Source organism: Streptomyces sp. NBC_01551 (assembly GCF_026339935.1).
Lineage (GTDB): Bacteria > Actinomycetota > Actinomycetes > Streptomycetales > Streptomycetaceae > Streptomyces.
The window spans coordinates 431,736-450,878 of record NZ_JAPEPX010000001.1 but is presented as its reverse complement, the minus strand read 5'-3'; the positions used below and the strand labels follow the sequence as shown (position 1 = coordinate 450,878).

The window sequence follows — 19,143 nt, the reverse complement described above, 5'->3', positions numbered from 1 at the left end:
GTCCCGGCGGCCGATGGGGGCGCGGCCGGCGATCGGAAGAATCGGGGGCAGCCGAAGATCGTCCGACCGCCCCGCAGGGGGCGTCGAGCAGGGGGAGAGACCCATGCAGCCCACGCACCGAGGCCGAGGACGCGCGTTACGCGACACCGGGGCCGCGGCAGCCGTCGTACTGGCCCTGCTGGCCGGGGCCGCCCCGGCCGCGAGCGCCGCCACCGGCCCCGACGACCGGACGGCCGCCGCGTCGGCGGCCCGGGGACTCGACCGCGAGGCCCTCGCCCGGCGGCTGGACGCCGTCCACGAGGCCGGCATGTACGGGGCGTACAGCAGCGTCCGCGACGGCCGCGCCCAGTGGACCGGGGCCACCGGCTTCGCAGACGTCGACACGCGCCGCCCCACCCGCCCCGACATGCGGCACCGGGTCGGCAGCATCACCAAGACCTTCACCGCCACGGCCGTGCTCCAGCAGAGCGCCCGCGGCCGCATCGCGCTCGACCGGCCGGTCGGCGACTACCTGCCCGGCCTCGTCCCGGGGGAGCGCGGCCGCAAGATCACCGTGCGGATGCTGCTGAACCACACCAGCGGCATCGACGACTACATCATCGAGGCCTTCCCGTCACTGAGGGAGAACTCCCCGCAGAGCCTGGACGACTTCCGCTACCGCACCCTGCGCCCCGCCACGCTGATCGGGTACGGGATGAACCGGCCGCAGCTCTTCGAACCCGGCACGGACTGGTCCTACTCGAACACCAACTACCTGCTGCTCGGCGAACTGCTCCGCGAGGTCACCGGCGAGGACCCCGAGCGGGTCATCACCCGGGACGTCATCCGCGAGGCCGGACTGCGCAGCACCTACTTCCCGGGGACGGACCCGGTCATCAGGGGCCCGCACTCCAAGATGTACGAGAACCTGCGCGGGCTGCTCGACCCGCCGCGCGACTACAGCGACTACAACATGACCATGGCCGGCACCGCCGGGGCGCTGGTCTCCACCACCCAGGACCTCAACACCTTCTACCGCGCGCTGCTCCAGGGCGACCTGCTGCCCGCCGCCCAGCTGCGCGAGATGCGCACCACGGTGCCGGTCAAGGGCCCGGACGGCGCCGTGGCCATCCGCTACGGCCTCGGCATCTACAGCATGGACACGCCGTGCGGCCCCGCCTGGGGCCATGACGGCGGTGTCTTCGGCGCGAGCACCCAGGCCATGTCCAGCGCGGACGGCAAGCGGCAGTTCGCCGCCGGGTACAACCTGACGGGGTATCAGCGCGCTGACGGGAACGGCGCACCGGTGCCGCACCCCATCGACGCGGCCACCGACCGCCTGCGCGAGCAGGCCCTGTGCGGTACGACCGCGCCGGCGACCGGCCGCCCGTCCGCCCCGCGAGGGCTGCCCGAGCCGCTGGACGCGCGGCTGACGGCCCCGCGTTAGCCGCTGCGCCGGCCGCCCGTCCGGGCGGCCAGCAGCAGGGCGATGTCGTCCGGCCGGTCGGTGGAGCTGCCCGCCTCGCCGATCAGCCGGTCGGCCATCTCCGTCAGCGGGTCCGGAGGGGCAGCGGCCAGTGCGGCCCGCACCCGCTCCACGCCCGTGTCGATGTCCGTGCCCGGCTTCTCCACCAGCCCGTCGGTGTACAGGACGAGCACCGCGCCCGGCTCCAGCCGCAGTTCGGTCACCGGGTACGTGGCGTCCGCGGTGACGCCGAGCACCACCCCGCCCGGCAGCTCCAGCACCTCCGTCCGCCCGTCGGCGTGGCGCAGCAGCGGCTGGGGGTGCCCGGCCCGGACGGCGCGGGCCAGTCCCGTCTCCCGGTCGAGCGACACGTAGCAGCAACTCGCGAACTGCCCGGGGTCCAGGTCGATGAGCAGCCGGTTCATGCCGCGCATGCTCTCCTCCGGGGAATTGCCGCTGAGCGCGAAGGCCCGTACCGCGCTGCGGAGCTGGCCCATCGTCGCGGCCGCCGCGACCCCGTGCCCCTGGACGTCCCCGATGATCAGGGCCAGCATGCCCGGGCCCGTCTCGATGACGTCGTACCAGTCGCCGCCGACGTCCATGCCGACGGTACCGGGCAGGTACCGGCCCACCGTGACCACGTGCTCCAGCACCGGCAGCCGGTTCGGCAGCAGCGCCGCCTGGAGCCCCCGGGCCAGCGCGGCCTCGCTGTCGTAGCGCCGCGCCCGCTCCAGGGCCTGCGCGATCAGCCCGGCCAGCGCGGTCAGCACCGTACGCTCCTCCGGGCTGAAGCCGCGCGGCGAGTCGAAACCGAGGATGCAGGAGCCGACCGGCCGTCCCGACGCGATCAGCGGAAGGAAGGCGCGCGCCCCCACGTCGGCGTCCAGCGGGATCCCCGGGTAGGCCGCGGCCAGGTGCTGCATCGACTCGAAGAACATCGGCCGGCCCGAGGTGAGGGACTCCACGCCCGGCAGCCGCGCGTCGAGCGAGACCCCGTCGAACCGGTCGAGGAAGCCCTGGGGGAACCCGGTCTCCCACGCCAGGTACAGATGGCGCTCGTTGAGCAGGTAGATCGCCAACTGGCGGCCGCCGAAGGCCGGCAGCAGCTCGTCGGTGACCACCGCCGACACCTGGCGGGCCGTCACCGCCTCGGTCAGCGCGATGGCGAGGGCCACCGGCCGGTACATCGCGGACGCCCGGTCGGCCGGCGAGCCCAGCCCGATCCCGGGCCGGACCACCGACGTGGGCGAGTAGGCGGGCTGGTCGGTGGACCCGATGGTGACGGTCACCCCGTCGGGCCCGGGATACAGCGCGACCGACAGCCATTCCCCGGAGGGAAGTTGGCCCCGTCGGGCCGGGAAGAGCACCGGAGCGTGGGCCAGGAACACGGCCCGGAAGTGGTCCTCGTACGCGGGCAGCGCGAGCCAGGGGAGCGCCTCCCACAGGACCCGCCCGCTCAGCCCCCGGCCCTCGGCGTCGAGCAGCTCCGCCGCCGCGGCGCTGACGTAGCCGATCACTCCCAGCCGGTCCACGGACAGCACCGCCTGCGGCAGCCGGTCGACGGCGTCGCGGGCGTCCTCGGTCCGCAGCGGTGGCGCCACGCACACCGGGTCGGCGTCCCACACCACCGGAGTCCCGGCCGCCGCGAGCCGCGCCAGCTCCCCGGCAAGCCGGTCCGCGGTCGCCCGCAGCACCTCGCGGTCGGGGGCCGATACCGCCACGCCCGGGGTCGCGTCGCGCAGGACGAACAGCACGCCGAACCGCTCGCTCCCGGCGCGGACCGGCTCGTACAGGGAGGCGAAGGGGAACGGCAGCCCCGCCACCAGCTGCGGGAACCGCCGCATGGACGTCTCCGCGTCGGGCAGCAGTACCGACTGCCCCGAGCGGTAGGCCTCACTGGCCGGGTACGGGCGGTTCACGTGGACCCGCCACCAGGGGCGGAACAGCCGCCCCGGCAGCCCGGTGAGCACGGCGATCCGCAGCAGCCCCTCGGTGCCGGAGCGCAGGTACATCCCGCCCGCGTACCCGCCGACGGCCTCCACCACGCCCGCGACGGCCCGTGCGAGCACCTGGGCCGTGGCATCGGGGGCGGTGCCGTCACCGCTGTCCGGTCTCGCCGTCACACAGCCAGGATGCGCCCTGCGGCCCGCGCGGCGCACCCGCACCCCCCCGCTGCCGGGGGCGCGGGAGCCGGGCGCGGGAGCCGCTCGGGGTCAGCTCGCGGCCGCCCGCTCCCGGTAGCCCGCCACCACGGTGGCCGCCGCCAGCAGCGCCACCACGCCCACGGTGCCCAGGGCCACCCCCATGGCATCGGTGAAGGCGGTGATCTGCGCCGGATCCCGGGGATCCCCCTGGAAGCGGGAGGCCAGCACCGTCCCGAACACCGCCACGCCAAGCGCGGCGCCGATCTCGCGGGCCGCGGTGTTCAGCCCGGAGCCCAGACCCGCCTGGTGAGCCGGCAGCTCGGCGACCACCGTCAGGGTCAGCGAGGGCGCGCTCAGCCCGGCCCCGGTCGACATCACCAGCAGGTAGACGGCGTACACGAGGTACGGGGTGTCCTTGTCGACGGTGGAGAGCAGCAGCAGCCCGGCGCCGACCATGGCGAGCCCGATGCCGATGGGCAGCCTCGGCCCGGTCCGCTGCGCCAGCCGGGCGCCCAGCTTGGGCATCACGGCCAGGCCGGTGGTCACCGGGATGATCGCCAGCCCGGCCATGGCGGGGGAGAAGCCCTTGGCGTACTGGAGGTACTGCGGGTTCACGTAGAAGAGCGCGAACAGCCCGAAGAAGCCCGTGCCGATGCCGAGCGTCCCGGCCCGCAGCTTCGGGGACCGGAAGATCCGGGGGTCGAGCAGCGGCCGCGCGGCGCGCAGCCCGTACCCGGTGAAGGCGGTGAGCAGCACCGCCCCGGCGCCGAAGGCGGCCAGCACGCGCGCGGAACCCCAGCCGAGGCCCGGCCCCTCGATGATCCCGTAGACCACGGCGAGGAGCGCGCCCGCGAGCAGCGCCGCCCCGACGGGGTCGACGGACGCGTCGGGCCGGGAGGGGGTGCGGGGGACCGTACGGGCGACGATCAGCGCGAGCAGCGCGCCGAGCGGGACGACCGTCCAGAACAGCGCCCGCCAGGTCAGGTACTGGCCGGCCAGGCCGCCGCCGACGTTGCCCGTCAGGCCGCCGAGGCCGATGGTCAGCGTCCAGGTGGCGAGCGCCTGGGCGCGCCGCTCGGGCGGGCTCAGCTGGACCAGGATCGACATGGTGGCCGGCATGATCAGGGCCGCTCCGGCCCCGCACAGGCCGCGCCCGGCGATCAGCACGGCCGGGGTGGTGGCGAGCGCGCTGACCGCCCCGCCCGCCGCGAACAGGCCGAGCCCGGACATCAGGGCGCCCTTGCGGCCGTAGCGGTCGCCGAGCGCCCCGGCGGGGATCAGCAGGGCGGCGAAGACGATGACGTAGGCGTCGACCGCCCAGAGCAGCTGGCCGGGCGTGGGGTGCAGGGTGGACGCGGCGAGCTGCGGGATCAGCAGGTTGACGGCGGCCACCATCGCCTGCGCGACCAGGACGCAGGCGCAGAGCACGAGCAGGGTGGTACGGGTCAGCGTGGCGGTCGGCCGGGGCGCGGCCAGATCCGGTTTTTCTGCATGGCGAAGCACGGCTCCTCCTGGGAGTCGGATCGGTGACGGCGGACGGGCGCGGACGGGCGCGGACGGGCGCGGGCGGGCGTGATCGGGCGGGCGTGAACGGCTCGGCGGGGGAGCCGGGGAGTGGGGGAGCGGTCGCTGCCCTCCCCCATGTCCCGCTGTTCACCGTAGAGTTGGCCTGACCTGCTTTCCAGTGCAAGTTCTGCAAGGGATGAATGCGTGTGACGCAATCCGGGATGGATCTGAACCTGCTGGTCGCCCTGGACGTCCTCCTGGAGGAGTCGAGCGTCTCCGGGGCCGCCGCCCGCCTGCACCTGTCCGAGCCCGCCATGAGCCGCACCCTCGGCCGGATCCGCAAGGCCCTCGGAGATCCCGTCCTGGTCCGCGCCGGGCGGAGCATGGTCCCCACCCCGCGCGCCCTCGCCCTCCACGGGGAGGTCCGGGCCGTCGTCGAGCGGGCCCGGGCGCTCTTCCTCGCCGGCGGCCAGGTGGACCTGTCCACCCTGACCCGCACCTTCACCGTGCTGGCCAACGAGACCTTCACCGCCATGTCCGGGGCCGCCCTGTTCACCCGGATCGCCCGCGAGGCCCCCGGAGTGCGGCTGCGCTTCCTGTCGGAGAGCCACATCGACGTCCCCGCCCTGCGCGAGGGCGTGGCCGACCTCGAACTCGGCGTGGTGGACACCCGCTCGCCCGAGGTGCGCGTCGAGCACCTCTACGACGAGCTCATGGTGGGCGTCGTACGCCCCGGACACCCGCTGCTGAAGGGGCGGCTCACCGCCCGCCGGTTCGCCGCCGCCGAACATCTGATCGCCTCCCGGCGCGGCCGCCTGGAGGGCCCCGTCGACACCGCGCTCGCCGAACGCGGACTGACCCGGCGGGTGGTCGGCAGCGTCGGCACCTTCCCCGCCTCCCTATTCGTCCTGCGCGAGAGCGATCTCGTCGGGCTGCTCACCAGCCAGGCCGCGCCGCTCGCGGGCGCCCTCGGACTGGAGACCTTCCGGATCCCGCTCGACCTGCCGACGCTGCCGTTCGGCATGGCCTGGCACCCTCGCCACGAAGCCGATCCGGCCCACGCCTGGCTGCGCGGCTGCGCCCGGGAACTGCTGACCGCCCGGCCCGCGGCGCACTGACACCGGGCGCTCGGCGCCCCGTACGCCGTACGGACTGACCCGAACGCCTCCCCCGTCCGGGGGACGGTCCGGCGCGGGGGCGATCCCCCTCGCCGTGCCCGGGGAGGCATGCGGACATGCAACAGCCGTATGACATGTCAACGACCCCGACGGCCTTCTCGGCGGCGGACAGCTTCACCCTCCGCACCGCTCTGGACGCCCTCGGCGGGGTCCGCGGGCTCGACGCGCTCGACCTGGCCTGCGGACACGGCGGCATCGTCCGGCTGCTGGCGAGCGAAGGGGCCAGGCGCACCGTGGGCGTCGACAGCTGTCCCGACCGCATCCGCCGGGCCCGGGCGGCGCACACCGCGGAGCACACCGGGGCGCACCCCGGGGAGGCCTCCGCCGTCGAGTACGTCGTCGCCGACGCGGCCGGCATGCCGCAGCTCGGCCCCTTCGACCTCGCCACCGCCGTGTACCTCTTCAACCACGCGCCCGACCGGTCGGTGCTGCACGCGATGTTCCGCTCCATCCGCGCCAACCTGCGCCCCGGCGGGCGGCTGCTGGCCATCGTGCCCAACGCGGGCGCGTTCCCGCAGGTGGACTGGTCGCCCTACGGGGTACGGATCCTGGACCGGGTCGCGGACGGGGACGCGCCGCTGCTGAAGGCGCAGTTTCTCACCGAGCCGCCGCGGCACTTCGAGTACCGCGAGTGGAGCCACTCCGACTTCGCCGAGGCGGCCGTGGAGGCGGGCTTCGCCACCGTCGGCTGGCAACCCGGCCGGCCCCCGCCGGCCGACGCGGCCCGGGACGAGGAGTACTGGACGGCGTACCGCGCCTGGCCGGTCAGCTCGCTCATGACGTGCACGGCGTAGGGCCGGGATCGGCGCGGTGGTGCGGCGGTTCAGGCGGAGCGTAAGCGGCGGCGGGCCGTCATGCGGTCCGGCACGGGGGTCGTCACAGGTCGGCCGCCGTTCTGACCAGCTCCACGATGCGGTCGCGGGCCGCGCGCCCCTCCGGCACCGGAAGCAGCGGGTACCCGTGCGGCAGCCCCGGCTCCTCGTGGAACTCGACCTCCGCGCCGCCCGCCCGGGCCCGGCTCAGCAGCTCCCGGCTGTCGGTGCTCAGCACGTCCCGGGTGCCGGTGAACACGGCCAGCGGAGCCAGCCCCGCGAACGATCCGTGCAGCGGGCTCACCCGGGGATCGTCGGTGGCCAGGTTGCCCGCGTACAGCCGCCCGGCCTCCAGCAGGCCCGGCCGCGCCAGTATCGGATCGTCGGCCTCGATCGCCGGCTGGTCGGGGTGGCTCATGCTCACGTCCAGCCAGGGCGAGATCAGCACGATCCGGGACGGCTGCGCCCCGGTGCGGTCCCGCAGCCGTTGCGCGGCGGCCAGCGCCAGCCCGGCCCCGGCGGAGTCCCCGATGAGCACAGTCCCGCCCGCGCCGGCGCTCGCGATCATGCCGCTCAGCAGATCGGCGGCGACCGGCACCGTCCGGTCGGCGGTACCGCGCGGGGCCAGGATGTACGCCGGTACGACGACCTGCGCCCGGGCCCGGGTGACGAGCGTCCGGATCAGCGCCCAGTGCGGCCGTTCCAGTTCGTGGACGTACCCGCCGCCGTGCACGTACAGCACCTGCGCGGCGGGTTCGGCCCCGCGCGGCGAGACGTCGTACACCGGCCAGGCCCCGACGAAGGTCCGCGACACCTCGGCGACCCGGCCCAGCGAGCGCGGCGGAAGGTGCGACGCGGGCCTGCGCGCCGACTCCGCCACCCGGGCCCGGACCGCCTCGGCGCTCGCGAACCGTCTTCGTCGTCCCGCCGCGATCAGCGCGGCCGAAAGCGCTCTGCTGCGCAGACTCGGCACGCCCCTCACCTCCCCATTCCCCTGCCCCGGCGGCTGCCGGGACCCCTGCCCCGTCTCCTGAGGAGCATAGGCGTGAAGCTGGGCTGTCGGCCCGCTTAAGAAAGTCTCGATGGACTGATCACCGGGCCGGTCGGCAGATTGGTGCCCGTCAATCGACGCCGCTCGCGCACGACGCCCGCGGTGCCCCCTTCCGCATGCCTGGAGCCACCCCCATGAAGGCACTCGTCAAGCACAAGGCCGAGCCCGGGCTGTGGCTCATGGACGTCCCCGAGCCCGAGTACGGCCCCGGCGACGTGCTGATCAAGGTGCTGCGCACCGGCATCTGCGGAACCGACCTCCACATCCGGGCCTGGGACGGCTGGGCGCAGGGCGCGGTCAAGACCCCGCTGGTGCTCGGCCACGAGTTCGTCGGCGAGGTCGCGGCGCTCGGCGCGGACGTCCGTGACATCGAGATCGGCGCGCTGGTCAGCGGCGAGGGCCACCTGGTGTGCGGCAAGTGCCGCAACTGCCTGGCCGGGCGCCGTCACCTGTGCCGCAGCACGGTCGGGCTCGGCGTCGGGCGCGACGGCGCGTTCGCCGAGTACGTGGTGCTGCCCGCGCAGAACGTGTGGGTGCACCGGACGGCCGTGGACCTGGACGTGGCGGCGATCTTCGACCCGTTCGGCAACGCCGTGCACACCGCCCTGTCGTTCCCGCTGGTCGGTGAGGACGTGCTGATCACCGGCGCCGGCCCGATCGGCATCATGGCGGCGGCCGTGGCCAAGCACGCCGGTGCGCGCAACGTGGTCATCACCGACGTCAGCCCCGAGCGGCTGGAGATCGCCCGCAAGGCGGGCGCCACGCTCGCGGTGGACGTCCGGGACACGACGATCGCCGACGCGCAGGCGCGGCTGGGGCTGCGCGAGGGCTTCGACATCGGCCTGGAGATGTCCGGCCGCGCCGAGGCCATGCAGGACATGATCGCGAACATGACGCACGGCGGCCGCATCGCGATGCTCGGCCTGCCGGCGCAGGACTTCCCGGTCGACTGGGCCAAGGTCGTCACCTCGATGATCACCATCAAGGGCATCTACGGCCGCGAGATGTTCGAGACCTGGTACGCGATGACCGTGCTGCTGGAGGGCGGGCTCGACCTCAGCCCCGTCATCACCGGCCGGTACGCGCACACGGAGTTCGAGGCCGCGTTCGACGAGGCGTCGACCGCCCGCAGCGGCAAGATCATCCTGGACTGGACGACCGCGTAACGACCCCCGCTGAGGGGCGGCCGGGCCGGCACCCACGCAAGCACACCGCCCGGCCCCACCCCGCGGGGGGCGCCGCCCCGGCCCGGTCCCGTCCGGTCCCGTCCGGACCGGCCCGGCTCGGTCTGGTCTGGTCCCGTCCACTCCGCCCTGGTTCGGTCCGGCCCCATCCGGTCTGGTCAGCCCGGTTGGGTTCGGTCCGGTCCGGTTCCGTACCGACCGGCTGCTGTACCGATCGGCTGCTGTACCGACCGGACGCCGGGCGGGTCGGCTGCCGGGCGGGGCGGTCCGGGGCGGGTCCGACCGTCCGGTTCCGGGCCGGCACGGAACGGGTACCCGGGTTCCGGGCAGGCCCGGGATTCCGTACCCGTCCGGTTCCGCGCCGGCCCCGGCCGGCCCCGCATCACCCACAAGACCATTTCCCTCCGGCCGGGCCCCGCCCACCCTCCCCCCTCCGCGGGGCCCGGCCCCCCTCCCTCCGCCGCCGCACCAGGAGAAAGAGAGCACCGCACATGTTCGAGACCGTCCGCGAGGACCTGCGCACCACCCTCGACGAGATCCGTTCCGCCGGCCTGCACAAGCCCGAGCGCGTCATCGGCACCCCGCAGAGCGCCTCCGTCGCCGTCACCTCCGGCGGCGCCGCGGGCGAGGTGCTCAACTTCTGCGCCAACAACTACCTCGGCCTCGCCGACCACCCCGACGTGGTCACCGCCGCCAAGGACGCCCTGGACCGCTGGGGCTACGGAATGGCCTCGGTCCGCTTCATCTGCGGCACCCAGGAGGTGCACAAGGAGCTGGAGGCGCGGCTGTCGGCGTTCCTCGGCCAGGAGGACACGATCCTCTACTCCTCCTGCTTCGACGCCAACGGCGGCGTCTTCGAGACCCTCCTCGGCGCCGAGGACGCGGTGATCTCCGACGCCCTCAACCACGCCTCGATCATCGACGGAATCCGCCTGTCGAAGGCCCGCCGCTTCCGCTACGCCAACCGCGACATGGCAGACCTGGAGCACCAGCTCAAGGAGGCCGTCGCCGGCGGCGCCCGCCGCAAGCTGATCGTCACCGACGGCGTCTTCTCCATGGACGGTTACATCGCCCCCCTCCAGGAGATCTGCGACCTCGCAGAGCGCTACGACGCCATGGTCATGGTCGACGACTCCCACGCCGTCGGCTTCGTCGGCCCCGGCGGCCGCGGCACCCCGGAGCTGCACGGGGTCATGGACCGCGTCGACATCATCACCGGCACCCTCGGCAAGGCGCTCGGCGGCGCCTCCGGCGGCTACGTCGCCGCCCGCGCCGAGATCGTGGAGCTGCTGCGCCAGCGCTCGCGCCCGTACCTCTTCTCGAACTCGCTCGCCCCGGTGATCGCGGCGGCCTCGCTGAAGGTGCTCGACCTGCTGGAGTCGGCCGGTGACCTGCGCGAGCAGCTCGCCGCCAACACCGCGCTCTTCCGTACCAAGATGACCGAGGCCGGCTTCGAGGTCCTGCCCGGCGACCACGCCATCGCCCCGGTGATGATCGGCGACGCCGCCGAGGCGGCCCGGATGGCAGAGCTGCTGCTGGAGCGCGGCGTGTACGTGATCGGCTTCTCGTACCCGGTGGTTCCCATGGGCGCGGCCCGGATCCGCGTCCAGCTCTCGGCCGCCCACTCCACGGCGGACGTGGAGCGTGCCATCGCGGCGTTCGTGGACGCCCGCGCGGCGCTCGCGACCGCTGGTGCCTGAGGGGCTCGGGAGACCCCTGCGCCCTGAGACAATGGCGGAGTGATCGACCCCCGCCGGCTGCGCATCCTGCGGGCCGTGGCGGATCACCGTACGGTGACCGCCGCGGCCGCAGCCCTGTACCTCACCCCCTCCGCCGTGTCCCAGCAGCTCGCCGCGCTGGAACAGGAGACGGGGCACGCGCTGCTGACCCGCAGCGGACGGGGCGTACGGCTCACCGCGGCCGGTGAGATCCTCCTCGGGCACGCCCACGAGGTGCTGGCCCAGCTGGAGCGCGCGGAGGCGGAACTCGCCGCGTACGCGGGCGGCTCGGCGGGCGAGGTGACGGTGGCCGCCTTCGCGACCGGCATCGCCGAGGTGCTGGCGCCGGCCATCGCCCGGCTCGGCCGGGAGCACCCGGGGATCCGGCTGCGCGTGCGCGACGCGGAGGGCGACCAGAGCCTGCCGCTGCTGCTGGACGGCGAGGCCGACCTGGCGCTGGCGGTCGAGTACCGGGGCGCCCCCGGAGCGGACGACGGCCGGCTGTCCGTCGTCCCCCTGTACGCGGAGCCCTTCGACGCGGTGCTGCCCGCGGGGCACCCGCTCGCGGACCTCCCTGCGGTGTCGCTGGCGGACCTCTCGGACTCCGACTGGGTGGGCCAGTACCCCGGCAACCCGTGCCACGACGTGACCCTGCTGGCCTGCGAACTGGCGGGGTTCCAGCCCCGCTTCCTGCACTCCTCCGACGACTTCCGGGCCGTGACCGCCCTGGTGGGCGCCGGGGCCGGGGTGGCCCTGGTACCGCGTTCCGCGCTGCGGGGCATGGACCTCAAGGAGGTCCAGGTGCGCCCCGTCGCGGGCCCGGCGGCGACCCGCCGCGTCTTCGCCGCGACCCGCCGGGGCGCCGAGTCGCACCCGCTGATCGCCCCGGTCCTGGCCGCGCTGTCGCGCGAGGCGGAACGCCTGCCGGAGCACTGACGGGGGCTACGCGGCGCCGGGTCGGGCGGGGCCGGCGTTCCGGGCCTTCCTGGCGCTCGCGCGCAGATGGCGGGCCAGTGCCGCCGCGCCGAGCAGTGCGACCAGGGCGCACACCCCGGGCCAGCCGAACCGGGCGTAGGCGCCGGTCCCGGCCCACGACCCGAGGCTGCCGCCGACGTAGGCGCAGGTCATGTACGCGGTGTTGAGCCGGCTGCGGACCTCGGGGCGCAGCGCGTAGATCCGTACCTGGTTGGCGACCATCCCGGACTGCATCGCGACGTCGAGCAGCAGCGTGCCCAGCGCCAGCGCGGCCAGACCCACCGCGCCGCCCAGGACGCCGAGCGCGAGGACGAGGGCCGAGCCGATCACCCCCAGCATCGAGACCAGGTTGACCACGTCGGATCCCCGGCGGTCCACCAACCGGCCCGCGAGCGGCGTGCAGAGCATGGTCCCCGCGTTGACCAGGGCGAGCACCCCGACCGCCTGGGCGCCCAGCCCGTACGCCGGGCCCGTGAGCAGGAGCGCGACGCCGGTCCAGACGGCCGAGAAGCCGCCGAACACGGTGGCCTGGTAGAAGCCGGAGCGGCGCAGCTCGGGCTCGGTCCTCAGCAGCCGCAGCGGCTCCGCCAGCAGCGCCGGGTAGCGCTGCCCGGACGGCGGGGTCGTCGTGGGCAGGGCCCGGTGCAGCAGGGCGGCGACGGCCAGGGCGCAGGCGGCGGCCAGCAGGTACGGGGCCCGCCAGCCGAGCCATTCGCCGAGGATCCCGCCGAGGGTCCGGGACAGCAGCATGCCGCCGATGGACCCGCTCAGCAGCGTGCCGCCCACCACCCCGCGCCGGTCGGCGCCCACCAGCCCGGCGGCCATCGGACCGGCGATCGGGGCGACCACCGTCGTCACGCCGATGAGGGCGCTCGCGCCGACCAGGGGCGCAGGCGAGGGCGAGGCGCTCGCGGCGAGCAGGCCCAGGCCGGTGAGGGTGAGCAGGGTGACGAGCAGCGGGCGGTGCGCGAACCGGTCCCCGAGCGGCACCAGCAGGAAGATCCCGGCCGCGTACCCGAACTGGACGGCGGTCACCACCAGGGCGGCCGATGCCGGGGACACCTGGAAACCGGTGGCGACCAGCGGGCTGACGGCCTGCGGGAAGTAGACGTTGCCCACGGCCACCCCGCAGGTGACGGCGAGGAGCAGGATCGTCCGCCGGCTCACGGGGGCGGGTGCGGCGGCGTTCACCCGGCTGCGGCCGGCTGTGGGGAGAACTGTCATGCGCTGAAGTTCAGGCCAGGGGCGCGTGGTTGCCAATCGATGTAGCCCACCGCTTAATGGTCACCGGCTGGTGGTCACCGCCCGATGGTCCCGGCCCCACGCTGACGCGGGCGCGCTCAGACCCGTACGACCTCCACGCCCTGCGACCGGAACGGCTCCGCTCCCGCGTCCGAGAGGCCCGTGTCCGTCACCAGGACGTCCACCGAGGGCGTCGAGCAGATCCGGGCGAAGGCGCGGACGCCGAGCTTGCTGGAGTCCGCCGCGATGACCACGCGGCGGGCCCGTTCGCAGAGCAGGCGGTTCATCGCCGCCTCGTCCTCGTGGCGGGTCGCCGCGCCGTCGACCGGGTCGAAGGCGTCCACGCCGACGATCGCGGTGTCCACGGTGAGCTGCGCGAGGACCCCCTGCGCCAGCGGACCCGTCAGCTCGTACGACTGGGGACGGGCCACGCCGCCCGTCAGCACGATCTTGAACTGCGGTCTGATGACGAGCTCGCCCGCGATGTTGAGGGCGTTGGTCACCACGGTCAGGGCCGGCGAGCCGGTGGCCAGGTCGGCCCGGCCGGCGAGGGCGCGCGCGACCTCCGTGGTGGTGGTGCCGCCCGTCAGCCCGATCACCTCGCCCGGCATGACCAGCGCCGCCACCGCCTCACTGATCCGCTGCTTCTCGGCGGCCCGGCGCGACATCCGGTAGCGCAGCGGGAGTTCGTACGAGACGCCGTGCGGCACCGCCCCGCCGCGCGTGCGGACCAGCAGCTGCTGTTCGGCCAGCTGGTCGAGGTCGCGCCGGATGGTCGCGGCGGACACCCCGAGGGCCTCCGCCGCGGGCTCCACCTCCAGCTCGCCCCGCTCCACCAACAGGTCCAGCAGCGTCTGCCAGCGCTCCTTGCGGGTCATCCGGGCCGCCCCCTTCGGTTCTCTCTCGGACCACCCGCCGACATTAACCCAGGGCTTCAAGGGGGAGATGCTTGAAGTTGCGCGAAATGGCCCGATACCTTGCAGGAAAGCGCATCGCCGCAGGAAGCACAGCGAACACAGCAACGCAGCGAACACAGCAACGCAGCACACGCAGCCACCGCACGAGGGAGCCGCCATGAGCCACGTCGCGTACGAGTCGGGCACACAGCCCGAGTGCTGGGAACGGGCCGCCGAACTGGCCCCGTCCCACCGGGCGGTGCTGCCGCGGCCGGGGGAGCGGATCGCGATCGTCGGATGCGGGACCTCGTACTACATGGCCCAGGCGGCCGCCGTGCTGCGCGAGGAGGCCGGGCAGGGCGAGACCGACGCCTTCCCCGCCTCCGAGTTCCCGCGCCACCGCCGCTACGACCGGGTCATCGCGCTCACCCGCTCCGGGACCACCACCGAGGTGCTGGACCTGCTCGCCGCGCTGCGGGAGGCGGGCACGGCGACCACCGCCGTCACCGGCGACCCGGCGACCCCGGTGATGACCCTCGCGGACGCGCTCGTCGTGCTGGACTTCGCCGACGAGCGGTCCGTCGTACAGACCCGGTTCGCCACCACCGCGCTGACCCTGCTGCGCGCCCACGTCGGCCGGCACACCCCGGCCGTCGTCGCCGACGCGCGGAGCGTGCTCGCCGCGCCGCTGCCCGAAGGGCTCGCGGGCCGGGGGCAGTTCACCTTCCTCGGCCGGGGCTGGAGCGTGGGGCTCGCGCACGAGGCCGCGCTGAAGATGCGGGAGGCCTCGCTGTCGTGGGCCGAGTCCTACCCGGCGATGGAATACCGGCACGGCCCCATCAGCGTCAGCGGCCCCGGCACCGTCACCTGGTCCCTCGACGAGGCGCCCGACGGGCTCGCCGAACAGGTGCTCGGGACCGGCTCCCAGTGGGTGGCCGGCGGGCTCGACCCGCTCGCCGAGCTGGTACGGGTGCACCGGCTGGCCATCGCCGTCGCCGCCCACCAGGGGCTGGACCCGGACGCGCCGCGCCATCTGACCCGCTCGGTGATCCTCGACGCGGGCGAGGAGGCGGTCCGATGAGCATCGTCCCCGCCGGAGCGCTCGTCTTGGAGGCGGCCGTCGCGGGCCGCGCCGTCGCCGCGTTCAACATCATCACCCTGGAGCACGCCGAAGCCGTCGTCGCGGGGGCCGAGGCCGCCGGGCTGCCGGTGATCCTGCAACTGAGCGAGAACGCCGTGAAGTTCCGGGGCGGGCAGCTGCTGCCCATCTCCCGCGCGGCCGCCGCCTGCGCCGAGGAGGCCGCCGTCCCCGTCGGGCTGCACCTGGACCACGTCAAGAGCCCCGAGCTGCTCCGGCGGGCGGCCGACGCGGGGTTCAGCTCGGTGATGTACGACGCCGCGCAGCTGCCGTACGCCGAGAACCTGGAGGCGACCCGCTCCGCCGCCGACTGGGCGCACGCCAACGGGCTTTGGATCGAGGCCGAGTTGGGGGAGGTCGGCGGCAAGAACGGCGCCGCGCCGCTCGACCCGCACGCGCCGGGCGCCCGTACCGATCCGGACGAGGCGCGGCGGTTCGTCGCCGACTCCGGGGTGGACGCGCTGGCCGTGGCCGTCGGCAGCAGCCACGCGATGACCAGCCGGACGGCCTCGCTGGACCACGTCCTGCTGGCCCGGCTGGCCAAGACCGTGGACGTCCCGCTCGTCCTGCACGGCTCCTCGGGGCTGCCGGACGCGGAACTCGCGGCCGCCGTCGCGGGCGGCATCCGCAAGGTCAACATCGGCACGGCGCTGAACGTGGCCATGACCGACGCCATCCGCGCCCACCTCACCCCGGCGGACCCGCGCCCGTACCTGACCGCCGCCCGTACGGCCATGGCGGCGACGGCCGCGGCTATGATCAGCGCCCTGAACTGACCTGTACGGGGGCAACGATGGAGTCACAGCGCGGTCGCACCGGCAGGCGCCGGTTCCTGCTGATCCTGGGCGGCCCGCTGCTGCTGGCGGGCACGGGCATCGGGATCGCGTCCGCGCTGTCGTCGGCGGGCGAAGAGCGCCCGGGCGAACGGAACCCCGGCGAACGGGACTCCGGCGAACGGGACTCCGGCGAACCGGACCCGCACCGGGTCCGCACCGACCTCGCGCCCCTGAAGCGGCGGTTCGGGGCCGCGGGCGAGCTCCTCGAAGCGCACTGGCAGGGCTACGACCTGGACGGCTCCGCCGGGGGAGACCGCTACCTCCCGAGCCCGGACTCCCGGCTCCGGCTGGTCGGCGTCGCCCGCCTCGGGGCCGGCCAGGTGGCGGGCATCCTGCGCGACGCCGGCTACTCCTTCGCGGCCGCGGCGCCGAAGGACCTCCCGGAGCGCCTGAAGCCGTACGCGCCCGCCGACGCGGCCTGGCAGCGCGCCGAGGCCTTCGACGCGCTGGTGAACCGGCCCGTGCCGGGCCTGTTCACCTCCTCCTCGGGCGGGTTCCTCCTCGACGCGGAGCGCGACCTCGTCTGCTTCGACGTCGTCGAGCTGTACACGTAGCGCCGTAATCTCCCCCGGTCGATAGTGAGCGAAACCACCCTTTTCGGTAAGGCGGACGAATCGTTTGGTCACGCTGGGTGAGCGCTAGCGTGGTGGGCGTCGCCTTCCGAAACCGAAAGGGAAGTCCCCCATGCGTCTCCGTACCGCCGCCGTGGCCGCAGCCGGCGCCCTCACCCTGCTCATCGCCGTGCCCGGCTCCGCCAGTGCCGCGACCGGTGAATTCGAGTACTCCTACGTCGGCCTGGACGGGCAGCCGCGGCAGGAATCCCTCTTCGACCCGGAGGGCCGTGAGTGCATCGTCATCCCCGAAGTCGCCGACCCGGGCTCCTCCGAGCCGGCCTTCTCGCCCCGCAACCGCACCGACGCCTTCGCGAGGGTCTTCACCAACCCCGACTGCACGGGTGACGAGTTCGACCTGCGCCCGTACTCCGGCCGCGGATCGGAGCGCCTGAAGCTGCGCTCGGTGCGCTTCAGCCACTGATCCCCGTTGCGATCCGGTCTGACCTGCCCCGCCCGGGCAGGTCAGCCGTCGAGCGCGGCCAGCAGCTCCCGGGCCAGCCCGGCCAGGACCTCCGGCTCGGCCGGTGAGATCTCGCCCAGGTACACGTGGGCCCCGCCGAACGGGTTGGAGTACAACTCCTCGCCGCTGGGGGAGGTCCCCACCCGGTCCTGCGCGAAGTCGAACGCGGCCTCCACGCTCAGGTACAGCTCGGGCCCGTACCCGACCGTCGCGATCGTCTCCGTGTAGCCGTCGTCGTACAGGGTGAAGTCCGGCTCTCCGCCGCCCGCTTCGAGGGTGTCGAGGATCCCCTGCGCGAAGGACCGTATGTCCTCCTCGCGCGCCACCCCGGCCAGTGCCGTCACCTCGGCGACCGGCGAGCCGAACTCGTACAGCCATGCCCCGTCGGCCGTGCGCCGGCGCAGCCGGAACGCGACGGGGCTCCCGTTGTAGTAGCCGGTGAACCCCGCGAGTTCGACCACGACCTCGCTGCCCGCCAGTACGGTCTCCGCATCCATGCGGAAACCCTAGCCCGCCGCCCTTCCTCATTCTTGTAACAGGTTCTAGTCTGCCCTCCGCCAGCGACGACGGACCGCGAGACTCCCGGAGGGGCCGTGCACCTCGAATACACGCCTGAGCAGCAGCAGTTGCGCACCGAGCTGCGCGCCTACTTCGCCGAGCTGGTGCCCGAGGACGTCTACGCCCGCTACGAGGACCCCGCCGCCCAGAAGCGCTTCTACCGCGAAACCATCCGCCGCCTCGGCGCCGACGGCTGGCTCGGGGTCGGCTGGCCCAAGGAGTACGGCGGCCGCGGCATGTCCCCGATGGACCAGTTCATCTTCTTCGACGAGGCCGCGCAGGCCGTCGTCCCGCTGCCGCTGATGGCCCTGAACACCGTCGGCCCGACGATCATGCAGTTCGGCACCGACGAGCAGAAGTCGTACTTCCTCCCGCGCATCCTCTCCGGCGAGATCGACTTCGCCATCGGCTACAGCGAGCCCGACGCCGGCACCGACCTCGCCGCCCTCAAGTGCAAGGCCGTCCGCGAGGGCGACGAGGAGACCGGCACCTACGTCGTCAACGGGCAGAAGATCTGGACCACCAACGGCGACACCGCCGACTGGGTCTGGCTCGCCGTCCGCACCGACCCGGACGCCCCCGCGCACAAGGGCATCACCATGCTCCTCGTGCCGACCGCCGACCCCGGCTACTCCTGCACCCTCATCAACACCCTCGCCTCGCACGACACCACCGCCAGCTACTACGAGAACATCCGCGTCCCGGCGAGCCGTCGCGTCGGCCAGGAGAACAAGGGCTGGCGCCTGATCACCAACCAGCTCAACCACGAGCGGGTCACGCTGGCCGCGCACGGCACCATGGCCATCCGCGCCCTGCACGACGTCCAGCGCTGGGCGGCCGAGACCAAGCTCGCCGACGGCCGCCGCGTCATCGACCTCTCCTGGGTCCGCGGCCGCCTCGCCCGCACCCACGCCCGGCTCGACGCGATGAAGCTGCTCAACTGGCAGATGGTCAACGCCGTCCAAGGCGGCACCCTCACCCCGCAGGACGCCTCCGCGGTCAAGGTCTACGGCTCGGAGGCCCGCCGCGACGCGTACGCCTGGCTCATGGAGGTGGTCGGCGCGGCCGGCTCCCTCAAGGACGGCTCCGCCGGCGCGGTCCTGCACGGCGAACTCGAACGCGGCTACCGCAGCGCGGTCATCTTCACCTTCGGCGGCGGCAACAACGAGATCCAGCGCGAGATCATCTCCTGGATCGGCCTCGGCATGCCCCGAGTCCGCCGCTGACGAGCTGTGACTCACAACGTTAGTTGGCACATAACAGACGTTGTTGTCACCGGACGTGCGTGCGAACCCTTTCGTTGAGCCGGATAGCTGGCGTGCGTACGGTCCCGGCGCGCGTCAGAACGGTCGCCATCCGGGGAAGGGGTGCGTGCGGCTGGTGCCTG

The 19,143-nt window shown here is 74.0% G+C and carries 17 protein-coding genes; 11 read left to right on the top strand and 6 right to left on the bottom strand.

What is annotated here, in order from left to right; genetic code table 11:
- Window positions 1–103: 103 nt before the first annotated feature.
- Window positions 104–1,426, top strand: a complete 1,323-nt coding sequence (locus OG982_RS01860) for a serine hydrolase (protein WP_266790352.1) — start codon at window positions 104–106, stop codon at window positions 1,424–1,426.
- On the opposite strand, the gene OG982_RS01855 is transcribed toward OG982_RS01860, so the two are convergent.
- Window positions 1,423–3,513 (bottom strand): GAF domain-containing SpoIIE family protein phosphatase, encoded by a 2,091-nt coding sequence (locus OG982_RS01855; protein ID WP_266792282.1) that lies wholly within the window; start codon window positions 3,511–3,513, stop codon window positions 1,423–1,425. The genes OG982_RS01860 and OG982_RS01855 overlap by 4 nt on opposite strands.
- Before the next feature lie 144 nt (window positions 3,514–3,657).
- Window positions 3,658–5,091, bottom strand: a complete 1,434-nt coding sequence (locus OG982_RS01850) for an MFS transporter (protein WP_266790354.1) — start codon at window positions 5,089–5,091, stop codon at window positions 3,658–3,660.
- Window positions 5,092–5,294: 203 nt separating this feature from the next.
- Between OG982_RS01850 and OG982_RS01845 the strand changes: the two genes are divergently transcribed.
- The gene (locus OG982_RS01845; RefSeq protein WP_266790356.1) at window positions 5,295–6,212 is read left to right on the top strand and encodes a LysR family transcriptional regulator; all 918 of its coding nucleotides are present in this window, start codon (window positions 5,295–5,297) and stop codon (window positions 6,210–6,212) included.
- A 134-nt stretch (window positions 6,213–6,346) separates the two neighbouring features.
- Entirely contained in the window at window positions 6,347–7,066 is a 720-nt protein-coding gene (locus OG982_RS01840) for a class I SAM-dependent methyltransferase (protein WP_266790358.1), read from the top strand.
- An 82-nt stretch (window positions 7,067–7,148) separates the two neighbouring features.
- On the opposite strand, the gene OG982_RS01835 is transcribed toward OG982_RS01840, so the two are convergent.
- Window positions 7,149–8,057 (bottom strand): alpha/beta hydrolase fold domain-containing protein, encoded by a 909-nt coding sequence (locus OG982_RS01835; RefSeq protein WP_266790360.1) that lies wholly within the window; start codon window positions 8,055–8,057, stop codon window positions 7,149–7,151.
- A 212-nt stretch (window positions 8,058–8,269) separates the two neighbouring features.
- Here OG982_RS01835 and tdh point away from each other — a divergent pair, with 212 nt between their 5' ends.
- The 3 genes from tdh to OG982_RS01820 all read left to right on the top strand — a co-directional run bounded on the left by tdh (window position 8,270) and on the right by OG982_RS01820 (window position 11,973).
- The gene (tdh, locus tag OG982_RS01830; protein ID WP_266790361.1) at window positions 8,270–9,301 is read left to right on the top strand and encodes an L-threonine 3-dehydrogenase; all 1,032 of its coding nucleotides are present in this window, start codon (window positions 8,270–8,272) and stop codon (window positions 9,299–9,301) included.
- A 509-nt stretch (window positions 9,302–9,810) separates the two neighbouring features.
- A complete protein-coding gene (locus tag OG982_RS01825) occupies window positions 9,811–11,019 on the top strand; it encodes a glycine C-acetyltransferase (RefSeq protein ID WP_266790363.1) in 1,209 nt (402 codons plus the stop codon).
- Window positions 11,020–11,058: 39 nt separating this feature from the next.
- Window positions 11,059–11,973, top strand: a complete 915-nt coding sequence (locus OG982_RS01820; protein ID WP_266790365.1) for a LysR family transcriptional regulator — start codon at window positions 11,059–11,061, stop codon at window positions 11,971–11,973.
- Between the two features lie 6 nt (window positions 11,974–11,979).
- Here the strand turns inward: OG982_RS01820 and OG982_RS01815 are convergent, their stop codons facing one another.
- The gene (locus OG982_RS01815; RefSeq protein WP_266947763.1) at window positions 11,980–13,236 is read right to left on the bottom strand and encodes an MFS transporter; all 1,257 of its coding nucleotides are present in this window, start codon (window positions 13,234–13,236) and stop codon (window positions 11,980–11,982) included.
- Window positions 13,237–13,352: 116 nt separating this feature from the next.
- The gene (locus OG982_RS01810; RefSeq protein ID WP_266790369.1) at window positions 13,353–14,132 is read right to left on the bottom strand and encodes a DeoR/GlpR family DNA-binding transcription regulator; all 780 of its coding nucleotides are present in this window, start codon (window positions 14,130–14,132) and stop codon (window positions 13,353–13,355) included.
- 196 nt (window positions 14,133–14,328) lie between these two features.
- On the opposite strand from OG982_RS01810, the gene OG982_RS01805 reads away from it, so the two are divergent.
- The 4 genes from OG982_RS01805 to OG982_RS01790 all read left to right on the top strand — a co-directional run bounded on the left by OG982_RS01805 (window position 14,329) and on the right by OG982_RS01790 (window position 17,159).
- Window positions 14,329–15,231 carry an SIS domain-containing protein gene (locus OG982_RS01805; RefSeq protein WP_266790371.1) on the top strand — a complete coding sequence of 301 codons (903 nt, stop codon included), beginning with the start codon at window positions 14,329–14,331 and terminating at the stop codon, window positions 15,229–15,231.
- Window positions 15,228–16,064 (top strand): class II fructose-bisphosphate aldolase, encoded by an 837-nt coding sequence (locus tag OG982_RS01800; protein ID WP_266790373.1) that lies wholly within the window; start codon window positions 15,228–15,230, stop codon window positions 16,062–16,064. The genes OG982_RS01805 and OG982_RS01800 overlap by 4 nt, the downstream gene beginning before the upstream one ends.
- A 17-nt stretch (window positions 16,065–16,081) precedes the next feature.
- Window positions 16,082–16,678, top strand: a complete 597-nt coding sequence (locus OG982_RS01795; RefSeq protein ID WP_266947762.1) for a hypothetical protein — start codon at window positions 16,082–16,084, stop codon at window positions 16,676–16,678.
- Between the two features lie 130 nt (window positions 16,679–16,808).
- Window positions 16,809–17,159 carry a hypothetical protein gene (locus tag OG982_RS01790; RefSeq protein WP_266790377.1) on the top strand — a complete coding sequence of 117 codons (351 nt, stop codon included), beginning with the start codon at window positions 16,809–16,811 and terminating at the stop codon, window positions 17,157–17,159.
- Window positions 17,160–17,200: 41 nt separating this feature from the next.
- Here OG982_RS01790 and OG982_RS01785 read toward each other — a convergent pair whose 3' ends face one another.
- Window positions 17,201–17,695, bottom strand: a complete 495-nt coding sequence (locus OG982_RS01785; protein ID WP_266790379.1) for a hypothetical protein — start codon at window positions 17,693–17,695, stop codon at window positions 17,201–17,203.
- A 96-nt stretch (window positions 17,696–17,791) separates the two neighbouring features.
- On the opposite strand from OG982_RS01785, the gene OG982_RS01780 reads away from it, so the two are divergent.
- Entirely contained in the window at window positions 17,792–18,982 is a 1,191-nt protein-coding gene (locus OG982_RS01780) for an acyl-CoA dehydrogenase family protein (RefSeq protein WP_266790381.1), read from the top strand.
- Window positions 18,983–19,143: the final 161 nt, after the last annotated feature.